The sequence below is a fragment of the Sphingomonas sp. CCH21-G11 genome, from assembly GCF_001555965.1.
In the GTDB taxonomy this organism is placed as follows: domain Bacteria; phylum Pseudomonadota; class Alphaproteobacteria; order Sphingomonadales; family Sphingomonadaceae; genus Sphingomonas.
The window spans coordinates 1-15,040 of the sequence record NZ_LSHX01000002.1; the positions used below are offsets into that span (position 1 = coordinate 1).

At 68.7% G+C, this 15,040-nt stretch carries 18 protein-coding genes; 6 read left to right on the top strand and 12 right to left on the bottom strand.

The window, feature by feature from the left end:
- The first annotated feature begins 123 nt into the window (after positions 1-123).
- Positions 124-576, top strand: a complete 453-nt coding sequence (locus AX676_RS00250; RefSeq protein ID WP_066483296.1) for a peptidylprolyl isomerase — start codon at positions 124-126, stop codon at positions 574-576.
- Between the two features lie 227 nt (positions 577-803).
- Here the strand turns inward: AX676_RS00250 and AX676_RS00255 are convergent, their stop codons facing one another.
- Positions 804-1,694, bottom strand: coding sequence for a LysR substrate-binding domain-containing protein (locus AX676_RS00255; protein ID WP_066483293.1), 891 nt, complete (start codon positions 1,692-1,694; stop codon positions 804-806).
- A gap of 284 nt (positions 1,695-1,978) precedes the next feature.
- Between AX676_RS00255 and AX676_RS00260 the strand changes: the two genes are divergently transcribed.
- Entirely contained in the window at positions 1,979-4,267 is a 2,289-nt protein-coding gene (locus AX676_RS00260) for a CDC48 family AAA ATPase (protein WP_066483290.1), read from the top strand.
- On the opposite strand, the gene AX676_RS00265 is transcribed toward AX676_RS00260, so the two are convergent.
- Positions 4,224-5,528: an MFS transporter gene (locus AX676_RS00265; RefSeq protein WP_066483284.1), complete on the bottom strand. Its 1,305-nt coding sequence runs from the start codon at positions 5,526-5,528 to the stop codon at positions 4,224-4,226. The two genes, AX676_RS00260 and AX676_RS00265, sit on opposite strands and share 44 nt — an antisense overlap.
- 3 nt (positions 5,529-5,531) lie before the next feature.
- Positions 5,532-5,855, bottom strand: a complete 324-nt coding sequence (locus AX676_RS00270; RefSeq protein ID WP_066483281.1) for an antibiotic biosynthesis monooxygenase family protein — start codon at positions 5,853-5,855, stop codon at positions 5,532-5,534.
- A 232-nt stretch (positions 5,856-6,087) separates the two neighbouring features.
- On the opposite strand from AX676_RS00270, the gene AX676_RS00275 reads away from it, so the two are divergent.
- Genes AX676_RS00275 through AX676_RS00285 form a run of 3 tightly spaced genes read left to right on the top strand, consistent with a single transcriptional unit; the run spans position 6,088 to position 9,381 of the window.
- Positions 6,088-6,663 (top strand): class I SAM-dependent methyltransferase, encoded by a 576-nt coding sequence (locus tag AX676_RS00275; protein WP_231726120.1) that lies wholly within the window; start codon positions 6,088-6,090, stop codon positions 6,661-6,663.
- Positions 6,664-6,695: 32 nt separating this feature from the next.
- Entirely contained in the window at positions 6,696-7,115 is a 420-nt protein-coding gene (msrB, locus tag AX676_RS00280; protein WP_066483277.1) for a peptide-methionine (R)-S-oxide reductase MsrB, read from the top strand.
- A 43-nt stretch (positions 7,116-7,158) separates the two neighbouring features.
- The gene (locus AX676_RS00285; protein WP_082731174.1) at positions 7,159-9,381 is read left to right on the top strand and encodes a transglycosylase domain-containing protein; all 2,223 of its coding nucleotides are present in this window, start codon (positions 7,159-7,161) and stop codon (positions 9,379-9,381) included.
- On the opposite strand, the gene AX676_RS00290 is transcribed toward AX676_RS00285, so the two are convergent.
- From AX676_RS00290 to AX676_RS00300, 3 genes are read right to left on the bottom strand one after another with little or no spacing between them, the layout of a single operon-like run.
- Complete coding sequence (locus tag AX676_RS00290) at positions 9,357-10,022, bottom strand: M48 family metallopeptidase (protein WP_066483685.1); 666 nt, start codon at positions 10,020-10,022, stop codon at positions 9,357-9,359. The genes AX676_RS00285 and AX676_RS00290 overlap by 25 nt on opposite strands.
- 17 nt (positions 10,023-10,039) lie before the next feature.
- A complete protein-coding gene (locus AX676_RS00295) occupies positions 10,040-10,489 on the bottom strand; it encodes a YcgN family cysteine cluster protein (RefSeq protein ID WP_066483273.1) in 450 nt (149 codons plus the stop codon).
- Entirely contained in the window at positions 10,477-11,067 is a 591-nt protein-coding gene (locus tag AX676_RS00300; RefSeq protein WP_231726121.1) for an SCO family protein, read from the bottom strand. The genes AX676_RS00295 and AX676_RS00300 overlap by 13 nt, the downstream gene beginning before the upstream one ends.
- A gap of 76 nt (positions 11,068-11,143) precedes the next feature.
- Here AX676_RS00300 and AX676_RS00305 point away from each other — a divergent pair, with 76 nt between their 5' ends.
- The gene (locus AX676_RS00305; protein WP_066483270.1) at positions 11,144-11,746 is read left to right on the top strand and encodes an ankyrin repeat domain-containing protein; all 603 of its coding nucleotides are present in this window, start codon (positions 11,144-11,146) and stop codon (positions 11,744-11,746) included.
- A gap of 32 nt (positions 11,747-11,778) precedes the next feature.
- Here the strand turns inward: AX676_RS00305 and AX676_RS00310 are convergent, their stop codons facing one another.
- From AX676_RS00310 to hpf, 6 genes are all read right to left on the bottom strand, one after another.
- Entirely contained in the window at positions 11,779-12,273 is a 495-nt protein-coding gene (locus AX676_RS00310; RefSeq protein WP_066483268.1) for an MmcB family DNA repair protein, read from the bottom strand.
- 52 nt (positions 12,274-12,325) lie between these two features.
- On the bottom strand, positions 12,326-12,958 hold the full coding sequence (locus tag AX676_RS00315; protein ID WP_066483267.1) for a cell wall hydrolase: 633 nt from the start codon (positions 12,956-12,958) through the stop codon (positions 12,326-12,328).
- Positions 12,959-13,111: 153 nt separating this feature from the next.
- On the bottom strand, positions 13,112-13,453 hold the full coding sequence (locus AX676_RS00320) for a DUF1491 family protein (protein WP_066483266.1): 342 nt from the start codon (positions 13,451-13,453) through the stop codon (positions 13,112-13,114).
- Positions 13,450-13,923 (bottom strand): PaaI family thioesterase, encoded by a 474-nt coding sequence (locus AX676_RS00325; RefSeq protein ID WP_066483264.1) that lies wholly within the window; start codon positions 13,921-13,923, stop codon positions 13,450-13,452. The genes AX676_RS00320 and AX676_RS00325 overlap by 4 nt, the downstream gene beginning before the upstream one ends.
- The gene (locus AX676_RS00330; RefSeq protein ID WP_231726122.1) at positions 13,904-14,410 is read right to left on the bottom strand and encodes a PTS sugar transporter subunit IIA; all 507 of its coding nucleotides are present in this window, start codon (positions 14,408-14,410) and stop codon (positions 13,904-13,906) included. The genes AX676_RS00325 and AX676_RS00330 overlap by 20 nt, the downstream gene beginning before the upstream one ends.
- The gene (hpf, locus tag AX676_RS00335; protein WP_066483261.1) at positions 14,407-15,015 is read right to left on the bottom strand and encodes a ribosome hibernation-promoting factor, HPF/YfiA family; all 609 of its coding nucleotides are present in this window, start codon (positions 15,013-15,015) and stop codon (positions 14,407-14,409) included. Before hpf ends, AX676_RS00330 begins: the two co-directional genes overlap by 4 nt.
- Positions 15,016-15,040: the final 25 nt, after the last annotated feature.

The window sequence follows — 15,040 nt, forward strand, 5'->3', positions numbered from 1 at the left end:
CACTCCAGCCCCGCCCTAGCGCGTCGGCGGCGCGCGAACAACCGACGGCCGCGGCCCGCCTTGCCTGGACGCCCAGCCGCGCCTAGGGGGCGTTGATTCCTTTCGCCGCGTGGAGCTGCACCGATGTCCGAATTCACCACCCTGACCCTGACGCTCGACACCGGCGACGTCACCATCCGGCTGCGCCCCGACCTCGCCCCCGGCCATGTCGCCCGGATCGCGACGCTGGCCAATCGCGGCTTTTACGACGGGGTGGTTTTCCACCGCGTGATCGACGGATTCATGGCGCAGGGGGGCGATCCGACCGGCACCGGCATGGGCGGATCCGACGAGCCCAATCTGCGCGCCGAGTTCAGCCGCGAGCCGCATGTCCGCGGCGTGTGTTCGATGGCGCGTACCGCCGATCCGCACAGCGCGAACAGCCAGTTCTTCATCTGCCTGGACGATGCGACCTTCCTCGACGGCCAGTACACCGTCTGGGGCGAAGTGACCGACGGCATGGACCATGTCGATGCGCTGCCCAAGGGCGAGCCGCCGCGCAATCCGGGCAAGATCGTAAAGGCCGGCGCGGCTTGAAGCCTTTTGGCCCCGATCGCGGTTGAGCCGAACGAACGCCAGACCTAACCTGTCACCCCGGCCTTGCGCCGGGGTCTACCTCTCGACAGGGCGCAGTCCGTGCGGGCAACGGCGCTATATGCGGTTTGGGTCATGTCATGATTGCCGGCGCGGTGAAGGCGGCACGGTGGACCCCGGCACAGGGCCGGGGTGACGATCAGGTCTGACCCGAGCCGCCTGTTTTCGGATCACTCCGCGGTCGTGGCGACGGTCGCGACCAGCCAGTCGTGGAACAGCCGGACCGGCTGCTGATCGAGCGCGCGCCGGCGACAGACGAACCAGTAGCTGTAGGCGCTGTCGACCGCGGCGTCGAACAAGCGGACGAGCCGGTCGTCGCGCGCGCCCTCGAAATGCGATTCGAGCATGAACGCGACGCCGATGCCGAGCGCGGCGGCCTCCAGCATCAACGCGCCCGAATCGAAATGATCGATCGCCAGCGGCTCAAGGTCGGGAACCCCCATGGCGACGCGCCATTCGGCAAAGGTGTTGGGCATGTCGCGATGCACCAGCGCGGTCAGGCCCGCCATCTGCGCGGGATGGCGCACCGGCGCGTCCCCCTCGACCAGCGCGCGCGCGCCGATCGCATAGACGCGGTTGCGGTCGAGCCGAACGCTGTGGAATTGCGGATCGACCGCGGGCGCCAGCACGATCGCCGCGTCGATCCCGTCGCCGAGCCGGGCGAGCGCGTTGCTCGTCGTATCGACGTCGAGATGGAGGCGCGGATGCTGGCGACGCAGGTCGCCCAGGCGTGGCATCAGCCGCTGCGAGGCGAAGAGTGGCAGGACAGCGAGGCGCAGCCGCAGCACGTCGCCGCCGGTCGACATCGCTTCGACCGCATCGGCCAGCGTGTCGAGCGCAGGGGCGATCTGCGCCAGCAGCCGTTCCCCGTCGGCATTGAGGACCATTGCCTGATGCCGGCGCTCGAACAACGCCTTCCCCACGAAACGTTCCAGCGCCTGGACCCGGCGGCTGAGCGCGGGCGACGACAGCGCAAGCTCGCTCGCCGCGGCCTTGAGCGAGCCCAGGCGCGCGACATGGACGAACGCTTCGATCGCGGTCAGGGGAGGAAGGCGGCGCATGGCAGATCATTGTGCGGTGCGGTGCGGGAACAGACAAGCGGCCGAACCGGCGATTGCGATCGTTTGTCGCCGATTGCGAAACTTGCAATCGGCTTTGTTCTTTTCGCACTTGCACAAAAGGATGACGCAGCGCACATAGGTGAGGCCTTTCAGGCATCCTCTCCTAAAACTTTCAAGGCCGGTCCTTCGGGACCGGCCCTTTTTTTTCGCAAGAGGCCCCCTCGACTCGCTGGGACCGACACCCCACTTGGCGCGTTTGAACCCAGACCGACAAGGGGGCGCGCATGGCCGATGAAGAACAACAAGTCCGCCGGCTTCAGGTCGCGCATTCGCGTGCCGAGGACAGCGGTCGCGGCCTCGCCCACCTGCCCCGCGCGCTGATGGCCGCGCTCGGCCTGGCCGAGGGGGATGTGATCGAGATCGTCGGCAAGCGCGCGACCCCCGCGCGCGCGGTGCTGCCCTATCCCGAAGACGAGGGGCTGGAGATCCTGCGCATCGACGGGCTTCAGCGCGCCAATGCGGGCGTCGGGTCGGGCGACTTCGTCGAAATCCGCCGCGCCGAATCGAAGCCCGCGACCCGGGTCGTCTTTGCGCCTGCACAAAAGAACCTGCGGCTCCAGGGATCGGGCACCGCGCTCAAGCGCACCTTTGTCGGCCGGCCGCTGTGCCAGGGCGACGTGGTCGCCACCGTCGGCCAGCAGCGCGTCGACGATTTTCCACCCAGCATCGCGCAATTTCCCCGCGCGCCCGCCTATGCGCTGCAGGAAATCCGGATGGTCGTGCTGGGCACCAGCCCGCGCGGCGTCGTCCATATCGATGCCGACACCGAGATCGAGCTGCGCGCCGATTATGAGGAGCCGCAGGACAGCCGCCGCGCCGATGTGACCTATGACGACATTGGCGGCATGAGCGCGACGATCGACCAGCTGCGCGAGATGGTCGAGCTGCCGCTGCGCTATCCCGAGCTGTTCCAGCGTCTGGGCGTCGATCCGCCCAAGGGCGTGCTGCTCCACGGGCCGCCGGGCACCGGCAAGACGCGGCTTGCCCGCGCGGTCGCCAACGAAAGCGATGCGGCATTCTTCCTGATCAACGGGCCCGAAATCATGGGTTCGGCCTATGGCGAGTCGGAAAAGCGGCTGCGCGACGTATTCGAGGAAGCCAACAAGTCCTCGCCGTCGATCCTGTTCATCGACGAGATCGATTCGATCGCGCCCAAGCGCGGCCAGGTGACGGGCGAAGCGGAAAAGCGGCTGGTCGCGCAGCTGCTGACGCTGATGGACGGGCTGGAGGCACGCGCCAACGTGGTGGTGATCGCCGCCACCAACCGGCCCGAAGCGATCGACGAGGCGCTGCGCCGTCCCGGCCGCTTCGACCGCGAGATCATCGTCGGCGTGCCCGACGAGCGCGGCCGGCGCGAGATCCTGGGCATCCATACGCGCGGCATGCCGCTGGCCGAGGATGTCGACCTCAACGAGCTGTCGCAGACGACCTATGGCTTTGTCGGAGCGGATCTGGGCGCGCTGACCCGCGAGGCGGCGATCGAGGCGGTGCGGCGGATCATGCCGCGGCTCAACCTGGCCGAAGGCGGCATCCCGCCCGAGGTGCTCGACACGCTGTCGGTCACGCGCCGCGATTTCCTGGAGGCGCTGAAGCGCGTCCAGCCGTCGGCGATGCGCGAGGTGATGGTGGAGGCGCCGCGCGTGCGGTGGGAGGATGTCGGCGGGCTGGACGATGCGCAGATCCGGCTGAAGGAAGGCGTCGAGCTGCCGCTCAAGAACCCGCAGGCTTTCCGCCGGCTGGGCATCCGGCCGGCCAAGGGCTTCCTGCTCTATGGCCCGCCGGGCACCGGCAAGACGTTGCTGGCGAAGGCGGTGGCGCGCGAGGCGGAAGCGAATTTCATCGCCACCAAATCGTCCGACCTGCTGAGCAAATGGTATGGCGAGAGCGAGCAGCAGATCGCCAAGCTGTTCGCGCGCGCGCGGCAGGTGGCGCCGTGCGTCATCTTCATCGACGAACTCGATTCGCTGGTGCCGGCGCGCGGCGGCGGCATGGGCGAGCCGCAGGTGACCGAGCGCGTCGTCAACACGATCCTGGCCGAGATGGACGGGCTGGAGGACCTGCAGGCGGTGGTGGTGATCGGCGCGACCAATCGCCCCAACCTGATCGACCCGGCGCTGCTGCGTCCCGGGCGGTTCGACGAGCTGGTCTATGTCGGGCTGCCCGACGCGGCCGGGCGTGCGCGCATCCTGGGCATCCAGACCGCGAAGATGCCGCTCGCCGCCGACGTCGATCTGGACGACCTGGCGGCCCGGACCGAGCGGTTCACCGGCGCCGACCTGGCCGACGTGGTCCGGCGTGCCGGATTGTTCGCGCTGCGCCGGTCGATGGGGGCGGACGACGTGACCCGCGCCGATTTCGACGCGGCGCTCGCCGATTCGCGGGCGTCGGTGTCGGCGGAGGTCGAGCGCGACTATGAAGCGATGCAGGCGCGGCTGAAGCAGGACGCGGTGGCGTTGCAGCCGATCGGCTTCATTGCGCCGGGGATGCTGGCGCCGCGCGATCGCCCCGACTGAGCCGCGCGGCTGCGTAGCCGAGCAGCAGGACGAGGACGCTCGCCGCCACCAGATAGGGCAGCGGCCGCCAATATTCGTAGAGCAGGACGCCGATCGAGGGACCGAGCACGAACGCCGCGCCGTTGATCGCGGTGATCTTGCCCGCCACCGATCCCTGTGCGGCCGCACCGACCGCCAGCGACGCGCCGGCGGTAAACCCCGGCCGGATGAACCCGAAGCCGAGCGAGGCGAGCGCAAAGCCGGTGGCGATGCCATAGAGCGACGTGGCAAGGCCCGTCATCACCGAGCCCGCGGCCGCCAGCGTGACGCCCCATAGCACGAGCTGGCGCGGCCGCAGGTCGAGCAGCGGGATAATCCCCCATTGCGCCAGCAGCGCGGAGCCCGCACCCATGATCAGCACCAGGCCGGTCGGCTGGAGCGCGTCGGCGGGCGCGAGCGCGAGCCGGTCGATCACCAGAAAGCCGATCGCCTGGCCGGTCATCGCCTGGGCATGGCCCATCGCCAGTCCGATGACGATCCAGGTGCGGATGCGGCGATCGAAATAGCCGACCGCCTCGCCCCGTTCGGCGGTGGCCGCGGTAACCGATGCGCCCGAGCTCTGGCCGCCGATCGAGGGATAGCTGGCCGCCGCACCGGTGGCATGGGCCACCGCCCCGTCGCGCGGCAGGTATCGCCAGGCCGCCAGGGTGACGAGGACGCCGAACGCGCAGAAGACGAAGGCCGGGCCCGCCAGGCCGATCTCGATCCGGCCGGCATGGCCGAGCACCAGATAGGGCGCGAAGGCCGGGCCCAGGATCGTCCCCAGCCCGAACGCGGACGCGAGCAGCGACAAGGCGCGCGTCCGTTCCTCCCGGCTGGTCCGCCCGGCGACCAGTGCCTGGACCGCGGGCGGCGCGGCGGCACCGAACGTGCCGTAGATCAGCCGCCCGCCGATGAAGAGCAGAAACGCGACCGATGGTGCGATCCAGCCGTTGATGCCCGCGACCAGGAATATGCCGCACAGGAACAGCGACACCGAAAAGCCGGTCATGCCGACCAGGACCATCAGCCGCCGCCCGGTCCGGTCCGAGCGGTTCGCCCAGAAGGGAGCGGCGATGACCCATAGCAGCGCCGACACCGAGAATGCCGCCGCCACCGCGCTGTCCGCGACGCCGAGCGATCGGCCGAGCGCCGGCAACACCGACTGGAGCGCGGTGTTGCCCGCGGCGATCGCGAGCATGACGGTGAAAAGCAGCGCGAATGTGCGATCGAACCGGACCATCCCTCACTCCGCCTGCCAGCGATAGTCACGCTCGACCCGCGTCACGATCGTCTCATAACCCGCATACCAGTGCGCCCGGCCGAGATCGCGGATGCGACGATGTTCGGGATGGTCGCGCCAGGCGATCGCGCTGGCTTCATCCGCCCAATAGCTGATCGTGATCCCGAAACCGTCGTCGCCGCGCGCATGTTCATGGCCGCGATAGCCCGGCTGTTCGCGCGCCAGCGCCTCCATCGCGTGCGCCGCGGCGGCATAGGCGGCATCGTCGCCGGGCCGGCGGCGCGACTGGAAGATGACGGCGATCTCGCCGCGGCGGCGGTTGCGCATGACGGCCCGCGCATGACGCGGCGCGCCGATAATGGCAAGCGTGAGACGAGCAAGCGCAGCAGGGCAGACGCGGCGGCAAAATACGCCAGCTTGCAAAGTCTTTGCAATTTTGGGACTGACGGTGACACTTTCCCAATCATTGCGCGTTCTTGTGGCTCCCATGACCTATAGTGATTCCTCAATCCCGCTGCCGCGGACCCGACGGCACGAACGGCCCCCCTCGGCGGCCGCGATGTTTTTCCGCGGTTTCCTGAAGCATCCGGTGATGGTGGGATCAATCATCCCGTCGTCGCGCGTGCTGATCCGTCGCATGCTGGAGCCGGTCGACTGGTCGAGGACGCGGCTGTTCGTCGAATATGGCCCGGGAGTGGGTACGTTCTGCCGTCCGGTGCTGGACCGGCTGGCGCCCGACGCGACGCTGCTGGTCATCGACACCAACCCGGATTTCATCGCCTATCTGCGCGCGACGATCCACGATCCCCGCTTCATCGCGGTGCACGGATCGGCGGCGGATGTCGGGCGCATCATGCGCGAACACGGTCACGAGCACGCCGACTATGTGTTGTCGGGCCTGCCCTTTTCCACGCTGCCACCGGGCGTCGGCGACAAGATCGCGGCAGCGACGGCGGAGGTGCTTCGCCCGGGCGGCGCGTTCCTCGTCTATCAGTTCTCACCCAAGGTCCGCGCGTTCCTCGCCCCGCATTTTCCGCGGATCGACCACGACATGCTGTGGCGTAACGTGCCGCCGGCGCAACTCTATTGGGCCATGGCCGCACCGGCACCGCAAGGCGATGCAAAGGTGGATTGACGGGCGCAGCGCGACACCACACATCATGCGCCATGACCACGATCAACCTGTCCGAGTCCGAGTGGCGCAAGAAGCTGTCGCCGGAGGCCTATCACATCCTGCGTGAAGCCGGGACGGAACCGCCGTTCACCGGGCGGTACAACAACAATAAGGCCGACGGCGTCTATCGCTGCGCCGGATGCGGCACCGTGTTGTTCGACAGCGTCGACAAATATGATTCGGGTTCGGGCTGGCCGAGCTATACCCAGCCGGCCGACGCGGCCAACGTCACCGAGCATGGCGATGACAGCCACGGCATGCGGCGCGTCGAAGTCCGCTGCGCGGTCTGCGACGGGCATCTCGGCCATGTCTTTCCCGATGGCCCGCCGCCCACGGGCCTGCGCTACTGCATCAACTCCGCCTCGCTCGATTTCCGGGCGCGGAGCGCGGGGGAGGCGAGCGACGCCGCGTGATGCTTGTGGGCAGGGCACTTAGCCCCTAATCCACGTCGCTTCGATGGCTGCACGTTCCGCTTCCAAACCGCGCCGCTGGCGCCGCATCCTCGGCTGGACGGTCGTGGCCGGCGCGATCGTCGGCCTGTTCGCACTGATCGCGCTGACCGTCGCGGTGTTCAGCGCGCGCGCGTCGCTGCCCAGCTTCGCGGCGCTCAAATCATCGCAGAATGGCCAGATGATCCAGGTGCGCGCGGTCGACGGCACCATCATCGCCTCGCTCGGCCCCAGCTATGGCGAATGGATCGGCTATGACCGCATCCCGCCAGTGATGCGCGACGCGATGATCGCGGTCGAGGATCGCCGGTTCCGTGCGCATCCCGGCGTCGATCCGATCGCGCTCGCCCGCATCGCCAAGTTCGCGATCGACAATCGCGGCACCGGCCGCCGGCTGCAGGGGGCATCGACGATCACCCAGCAGGTCGCGCGCACGATTTTCCTGTCGAACAAATACGATGTCAGCCGCAAGCTGCGCGAAATGGTGCTGGCGCTGGCGATCGAGCGCAAGTTCACCAAGGACCAGATCCTCGAGCTATATCTGAACAAGGTCTATTTCGGCGGCGGCGCCTATGGCATCGACGCGGCATCGCGCCGCTTCTTCGGCCATCCGGCGACGCAATTGTCGCTGTCGGAAGCCGCGGTCATCGCCGGCCTGGTCAAGGCGCCGTCGCGCTATTCGCCGACCGCGGACGCGCAAGCCGCGATCGACCGCGCCAGCGTCGTCCTCGACCTGATGGTCGAGACCGGCGCGATCACCGCCGACGAAGCCGCGGCGGCGGCACCGCAATCGGTCAAGCTCGCCCCCGAGCCCAAGCAGAACAGCGTGCGCTACTTCACCGACTGGGCCTTGCCCCAGCTCGACCTGCTGATCGACGAGACCCAGGCGCCGCTGGAGGTGTGGACCACGCTCGACCTGTCGATGCAGCGCGACGCCGACGCCGCGATCCGCGCCTTTGCCCCCGCCGGGTCGCAAGGCGCGCTGGTCGCGCTCGACCGCGACGGCGCGGTCCGGGCGATGGTCGGCGGCAAGGATTATGTTTCGTCGATCTACAACCGCGCCACCCAGGCGACGCGCCAGCCCGGATCGGCGTTCAAGCTGTTCGTCTATCTTGCCGCGCTCGAAAACGGCTTCAAGCCGACCGACATGGTCGTCGACGCCCCGATCACGATCAACGGGTGGAGCCCGCGCAACAGTTCCGGGCGATTCAACGGCGAAATGACGCTGCGCACCGCCTTCGCCTATTCGATCAACACGGTCGCCGCGCGCCTGGGCCAGGAAATCGGCTTCGTCACCATCGCCGACATGGCGCGCCGGTTCGGCATCACGACGCCGGTGGATACCCAGCCGGCGATGGTGCTGGGCACATCGGACGTCCGGCTGATCGACATGACCCGCGCCTTTGCCTCGGTCGCGCAGAAGGGCGTTGCGGTGACCCCGTTCGGCATCACCCGCGTGACCGCCAATGGCGAGACGATCTATGCGCACAAGGTCGACACGTCGCGCGTGCTGGTCGCGCCGTTCGTGGCGGCGCAGATGACCGACCTGCTGCAGACCGCGGTCGCCACCGGCACCGGGCGGGCGGCGCAGATCGGCCGGCCGGTCGCGGGCAAGACCGGCACGACCACGCTCAACAAGGACGGCTGGTTCATCGGCTTTTCGAGCGGGATCACCACCGGCGTATGGATGGGACGCGACGATTCGCGCCCCGTCGGCGGATTGCAGGGCGGCACCGCCCCGGCGCGGGCCTTTGCAAGTTTCATGGGCAAGGCCGTGCGCAACCGCCCGGTCGAGGCGTTCGACACAGAGGTCACGCTGCCCGAATGGCAGCTCGAGCCGGACGCCGAATCCTATCTGGGCGAGCCGGACAACGGCACAATGCTGGTCGACCCGGACGGTAATCCCCTCGAGCCGGGCGAGGGGGTGGAGGGCGCACCCTATCCGGGCGGAGAGTTCGGCGATCCCGCCGACGAGGGCGAGACGGCACCGGCACCCGAACGATTCGACCAAGGCTGGATAGACCGGGCGATCGGGCGCGAGCCCCGGCGTGAGCCGACCCGCGAACCGACCGGACGCGAGACGAGCCGCCGACCGGCTGAGCAGCGACCACCTGTCGTCGTACCCGCCCCCCGCGTCTATAACGGCCCGCCGCCCCCCGTCGTCAAAATCACGCCGCGCGAACAATCGAGCCGAAACCAGTACCGTCAGGTCGAACGCCCGATCCAGTGAAGCGTCGCGCCGTGGCGCCGCAACCACGCCATGGCCGGGGCCGGATCGTCGTCCAGCAGCTGCGCGACCAGCGCGTGAAAGGCCGGGCCGTGGTTCATATGGACCCGATGCGCGACTTCATGCGCGGCGGTCGCCTCCAGCACGAACGGGGGGGCGAAGATCAGCCGCCAGCTGTACCGGATCGCGCCGGTCGCCGTGCAGCTGCCCCAGCGGCGGCGGGCGTCGCCGATCGCAACGCCCGAAACGGTGACGCCGGCGCGCGCGGCATAGCGCGCGGTCGCCTCCCGAAGCGTCGCCAGGGCCTGCTGCCGCAACCAGCGATCGACGCGCCCGGCCAGCGTGTCCGCCGGCCCGCCGACCCGCAGGAGCACGCCGTCGCATGCCGGCGCGCGCGGCGCGGCGGAATCATGCGCGATGGTGAGGACGATGCCGCGAAAGGGCAGGGTCGCCCCGTCGGCAAAGGGCTGCGGCCGGGGCAGGCGCGCACGCTGGCGCTCGATCCATTCGCGCTGGCTCTCGGCCCAGGCGAGCGCGCGGCGCAGATGTGCGCGTGGCGGCAGGATCAGCCGGATCCGGCCGTCGGCGGGATCGACCGACAGGCGCGCGCGACGCGCCCGCGGGTGGCGGCGCACCTCGATCATGCCCGCATCCGCGCCGGTCACAGGCAGCGATCGGTCAGATGATGTTCGAGGTCGTCGCCCGCCTCGACTTCGGAAACCGTCCAGCCGCGGGTCGATTCGCCGGCGCGGTGCACCGCTTCACGATCGCCGCAGACCAGGTAATGCCATTCGGGCAGCGGCTCGCCCGCGGCGCGCAGCCGATAGGCGCAGGTGCTGGGCAGCCAATCGATGCGGCGGACATTGGCCATCGACAGCCGGGTACAATCGGGCACGAACGCGCGCCGCGCGCGATAATTGGTGCAGCGCCCCGCGCGCCGATCGAGCAGGCGGCAGGCGACATTGGTCGGGAACAGCTCCCCCGTCTCCTCATCCTCCAGCTTGTGCAGGCAGCATTTGCCGCACCCGTCGCACAACGCCTCCCACTGGGCGCGGTCGAGCGCCTCGAGCGGCCGGTCTTCCCAGAATCGATCGCCGCCTAGCGCACCCATTTGGCCAGCTCCGCCGCGACAGCCTGCGGGCTTTCATCCTGCGGCAACAGCGCCAGCGGCTTGCCGTCGGGATCGAGCAGATAGGCCTGGCGGCTATGATCCATGTTATAAGCGTCAGCCGTGCCGCCGTCCGCGCGGCGATAATAGACCGCGAATGCCTTCGCGACCGCGGCGATTTCGGCATCGCTGCCCGTCAGCGCGACGAAACGGGGGTGAAAGGCGCCGACGAACTGCTTGAGCGCAGCCGGGCGGTCGCGCGCGGGATCGATGGTGATGAACACCGGCGTGACGCGCGCGCCGCGCGCCGGCTCGGCCTGCTCGAACAGGCGCAGTCCGGCGGCGATGTTCTGGACATCGGTCGGGCAGATATCGGGGCAATAGGTATAGCCGAAATAGAGGATGCGATATCGCCCGGCGAGCTGGCGGTCGCTGAACCGCCGGCCGTCCTGGTCGGTGAGCGTGAAGGGCGCGCCGATCCGCGCCCCTTCCAGCGGGGGACGCGGCGACGAGCCCGCGTCGCACGCGGCCAGGGCAAGGAGCACGCACAGCGCAAGCGATCGGACAAAAACGACGTTCATGGTATCGCCAGCCATGATCTGATACGAGCCCGCTTGCAACATCGACGATCGACCCGGACAGGACGACCCCACCACCATGACCCGATTTGCCCGTTCGCTTGCCCCACTGGCGCTGCTGGCCGTTGCCGCACCCGCGATCGCCCAGCAATTCTCGCAAAGCTACGAATTCCTGAAGGCGATCCGCGACGAGGATGGCCAGAAGGTCACCGAGATCCTCAACGAACCCGGCACCACCGTCGTCAACGCCCGTGACCGGTCGACCGGCGACGGCGCGCTGCACATCATCGCGCGCAGCCGCAACACCACCTATCTGCGCTTTCTGTTGCAGAAGGGCGCCAACCCCAACCTTCAGGATGCGCGCGGCAACACCCCTGCGCTCATCGCGGTCGAAACCCGCTTTACCGACGGCATCGATACGCTGATCCTGTACAAGGCCAACCTGAACCTCGCCAACCGGAGCGGCGAGACGCCGCTGATCCGCGCGGTCCAGCTGCGCGATGTCGACATGGTCCGCCGCCTGCTCGCCGCCGGTGCCAATCCGGACCAGGCGGACGTCATCGCCGGCATGTCCGCGCGCGATTATGCCCGGCGCGACGCGCGCAGCCCGGCGTTGCTCAAGCTGATCGAGGACGCCCCGAAGCGCGGCACCAGCGGTCAGGCATCCGGGCCCAAGCGCTAGCTGCTTCGCTTTCGCCGCGAACCGAGTTCGGCCTAGAGCCCCTCGATCATCGCTTCGGGGTCATGCGCGGCCATCCATCGCCGTGCAGCGCGCCGCGCAAAGGCCAGCGTGCATTTTCGCCGCGTCGCCGGATTGAGCGGATGCAGCCGTGCCTCGCGCACGATCGCACCGTCATAGCGATCAGCCACGATCAGCCCGGCACGATCGGGCAGAAACGCCTCGCCATGCAGCGGCGACACGTCGAATCCCGCCGGCACCGCCCAGAAAAAGCGGTCGCAATGCGCGAGATAGTCGAGCCATTTGGTGTCGCCGAGCAGGTCGGCGCGCGACACCTTGATCTCGATGATCGTGATGTTGCCGCGGGTGTCGACCGCCATCAGGTCGGCGCGACGCCCATCGGCCAGCGGCACTTCGGCCATGGCGACAAGGTCATGGCGCAGCAGCATCCGGCAAACGCCGCGCGCGACGTCCGCCGCGCCGATCAGCGACGACGCGGGCGGTTCGATCGAGGCGGGGATGCTGCGCACCCCCCGCCTCTAGGAACATTAGACGAACATCGCAAGCCGGCGCGAACGCCGCTCAGCGATAAAAGACGTGGTTGCCGACCGATGCGACCTTGGCCAGCCGCCAGCCCGGCGCGACGCGGCGGGCGTGAAAGAACATCGCGTCGGCGGCCGGGCTCTGCCAGTGCTGGTCGCGCGCCACCTGGGCGATGGCGACCGCGTTGCGCCACATCGGCCGGGTGGTGTCGACCGCCGGCAGCTTGCCGCCGCGCACGAACGAGAACTGGCCCGGCTGCTTGAGCACGCCGCACACGGTGTTGGGGAAGCGCGGCGAATCGACGCGATTGAGGATGACTTCGGCGACGGCGAGCTGGCCGCTCTGCGATTCGCTGCGGGCTTCGAAATAGACGCCGATCGCCAGGCAACGCAGCTCTTCGTCGATGTCGGCGGGCATCGCCTGCGCCGCGACCGCGTCGGCAAGGCTGGCAAAGGCAACAGGCGCCGCGGCCTCGGCTGCGGGAGCCTGTTCTTCGGTGGGCGTGTCGGACCCCGGCGGGAGCGTCTGCTCAACCTGCAGCTGGGGCGTGGATACAATGGGCACCTTGCTCGTTTCGAGTTCCAGAGCGAAACCCGGAGAGGTGGTGCCGGCAAGGAGTGCAATACCGGAAATTGCCGCCGCAGTGGTCGCGGCGCGTGAAACGAGCTTCATGAACGCAATTCAAATGCGGTGAGCGAGCGTAGTGCGCCTTGAATCAGGCACCACCCGGTCGGCCCCCCGACTGCGTCATCATCCGATATCGCACCTCGAATGACCCAACGCGACAGATAGAGTGCGCGCCCTTTGCGCCGCCTGCCGTTCGGGTCAACCCGGCAAGATCATTTCAGCGGCGAACCGTTCCGGGGACGCGACGTCTACCTCCACGACCCACAAATCCGGGTCGCTGGCGCGACGGCGCTGCCAATAGGCGGTGGCGGTCGCCGAGTCGGGATCGGCCGGGCCGCTGGCGATCAGCGCGATCTCGCCGGTGGCACCTAGCCCCCGCTCGACGAAGCGCCAGTTCGCGCCGCGTTCGCCGGCCAGCACCAGGATCGCGCCACCCTGGGGCTCGCCGCGCGCGAGCAGGACCGCGTGGCCACCCGCATCCTGGACCCGGCGGATGAGCGCGGACACGAGCACCGACGCGGGCAGCCGTGCCGCGCTCACGCGCCCGAATAGCCCGGCAGGCCGGCCAGCGGGATGCGCGAGCGCATGAAAGTGCCGGTGCCGCGCGCGGCTTCCTCGCCATCCGGGCGGATCAGGCGCGCGTCGGCGATCAGCACCCGGCGCTCCCCGCTGATCCACCGGCCCTCCGCCACCACCGGGCCGGGGCCCAGCGGACGGGTCAGCAACAGGTTGAAGGCGGTCGTCAGCAGGAAGCGGTCGGTGACGCGACTGTTCGCCGCATAAAAGGCCGCGTCGTCGAGCATCTTGAAGTAGATGGTGCCATGCGCTGCGCCGGCGGCGTGGAAATCGCGCGCCGCCACCTCGAAATGAATGCGCGCCACGCCGGCTTCGGGAATTTCCAGGCGCGAGGCGAACATCCGGTTGATCGGCGCCGCGGCATAGAGCGATTCGAGCGCGCGATAATGCGCCGCCTCGCCCGCCAGCGCGCGATCAGGCGGCGTCGCGGGCATCGACCCCGGCCAGCAGGGCATAGAGCGCGTCGCGCGATCCCGCGCCGCGCAGCTTGGCCCGGAAATCGCGATCGCGCAGCAATCGCGAGACCCGCGCCAGCGCCTTCAGATGCGCCGCGCCGCTGGTCACCGGCGACAGCAGGGCAAAGACCAGATCGACCGGCAGATCGTCGACCGCTTCGAAATCGATCGGCGCATCCAGCCGAATGAAGATGCCGACGACCCGGTCGATGCCGACAAACCGGCCGTGCGGCATCGCGATACCGCCGCCGAACCCGGTCGAACCGAGCCGCTCGCGCTTCATCAACGTGTCCGTCACCTCGCGCGCGTCGAGCCCGAACTGTTCGGCCGCGATCGTGCCGATCATGAGCAACAGCGACTTGCGGTTGGAGGCAGCGACCCCGGCGCGAATCGCTTCGGGCGCGATCAGGTCGGTCAGATCCGCGGTCAGCCCCCCCGCCATTGCGGAGAGCTTGCCCTGGCTCATCCCGTCGGCCCCTGGGCGCGGTTGGGCTCGACCCAGCCGATCGTCCCGTCGCCGCGGCGATAGACCATGTTGAACGCGCCCGTCCCGCTGTTCTTGAACAAGAGCGCGTTGGTGTTGCGCAGGTCGAGCATCATCACCGCGTCCGACACGCTGGCATCGGGGACGTCGACGCGCGTTTCGGCGACGATCAGCGGTGCGTCGGCGACCACTTCGGCTTCATCGTCGGCGGCGGGCGGATTGAAGACGGTATAGCCGGCATCGTCATAGCCGTTGAGCTGATCGACGCCCACGGCCTGCGCGCTGTTGCGGTCCTTCAGCCGGCGCATGTAGCGGCGCAGCTGCTTCTCGATCTTGTCGGCGGCACCGTCAAAGGCGAGCTGCGCGGAATCCATCGCCATGTTCGATCCCTTGAGGATCAGCCCCTGCATGACATGGGCGACGATATCGCAGGTGAAGCCATTGTCGTGCGGCCCCTTGCCGAACGTGACGTGCGCCGAGATCGCGCGCGAGAAATATTTGTCGGCGATCGACTGAAGCCGTTCGGAAACATGCTGCTTGAGCGCCGCACCGGTATCCACCTGGTGGCCTGAAACGCGAATTTCCATGGGCTTTTCTCCACTCTATTCCCAG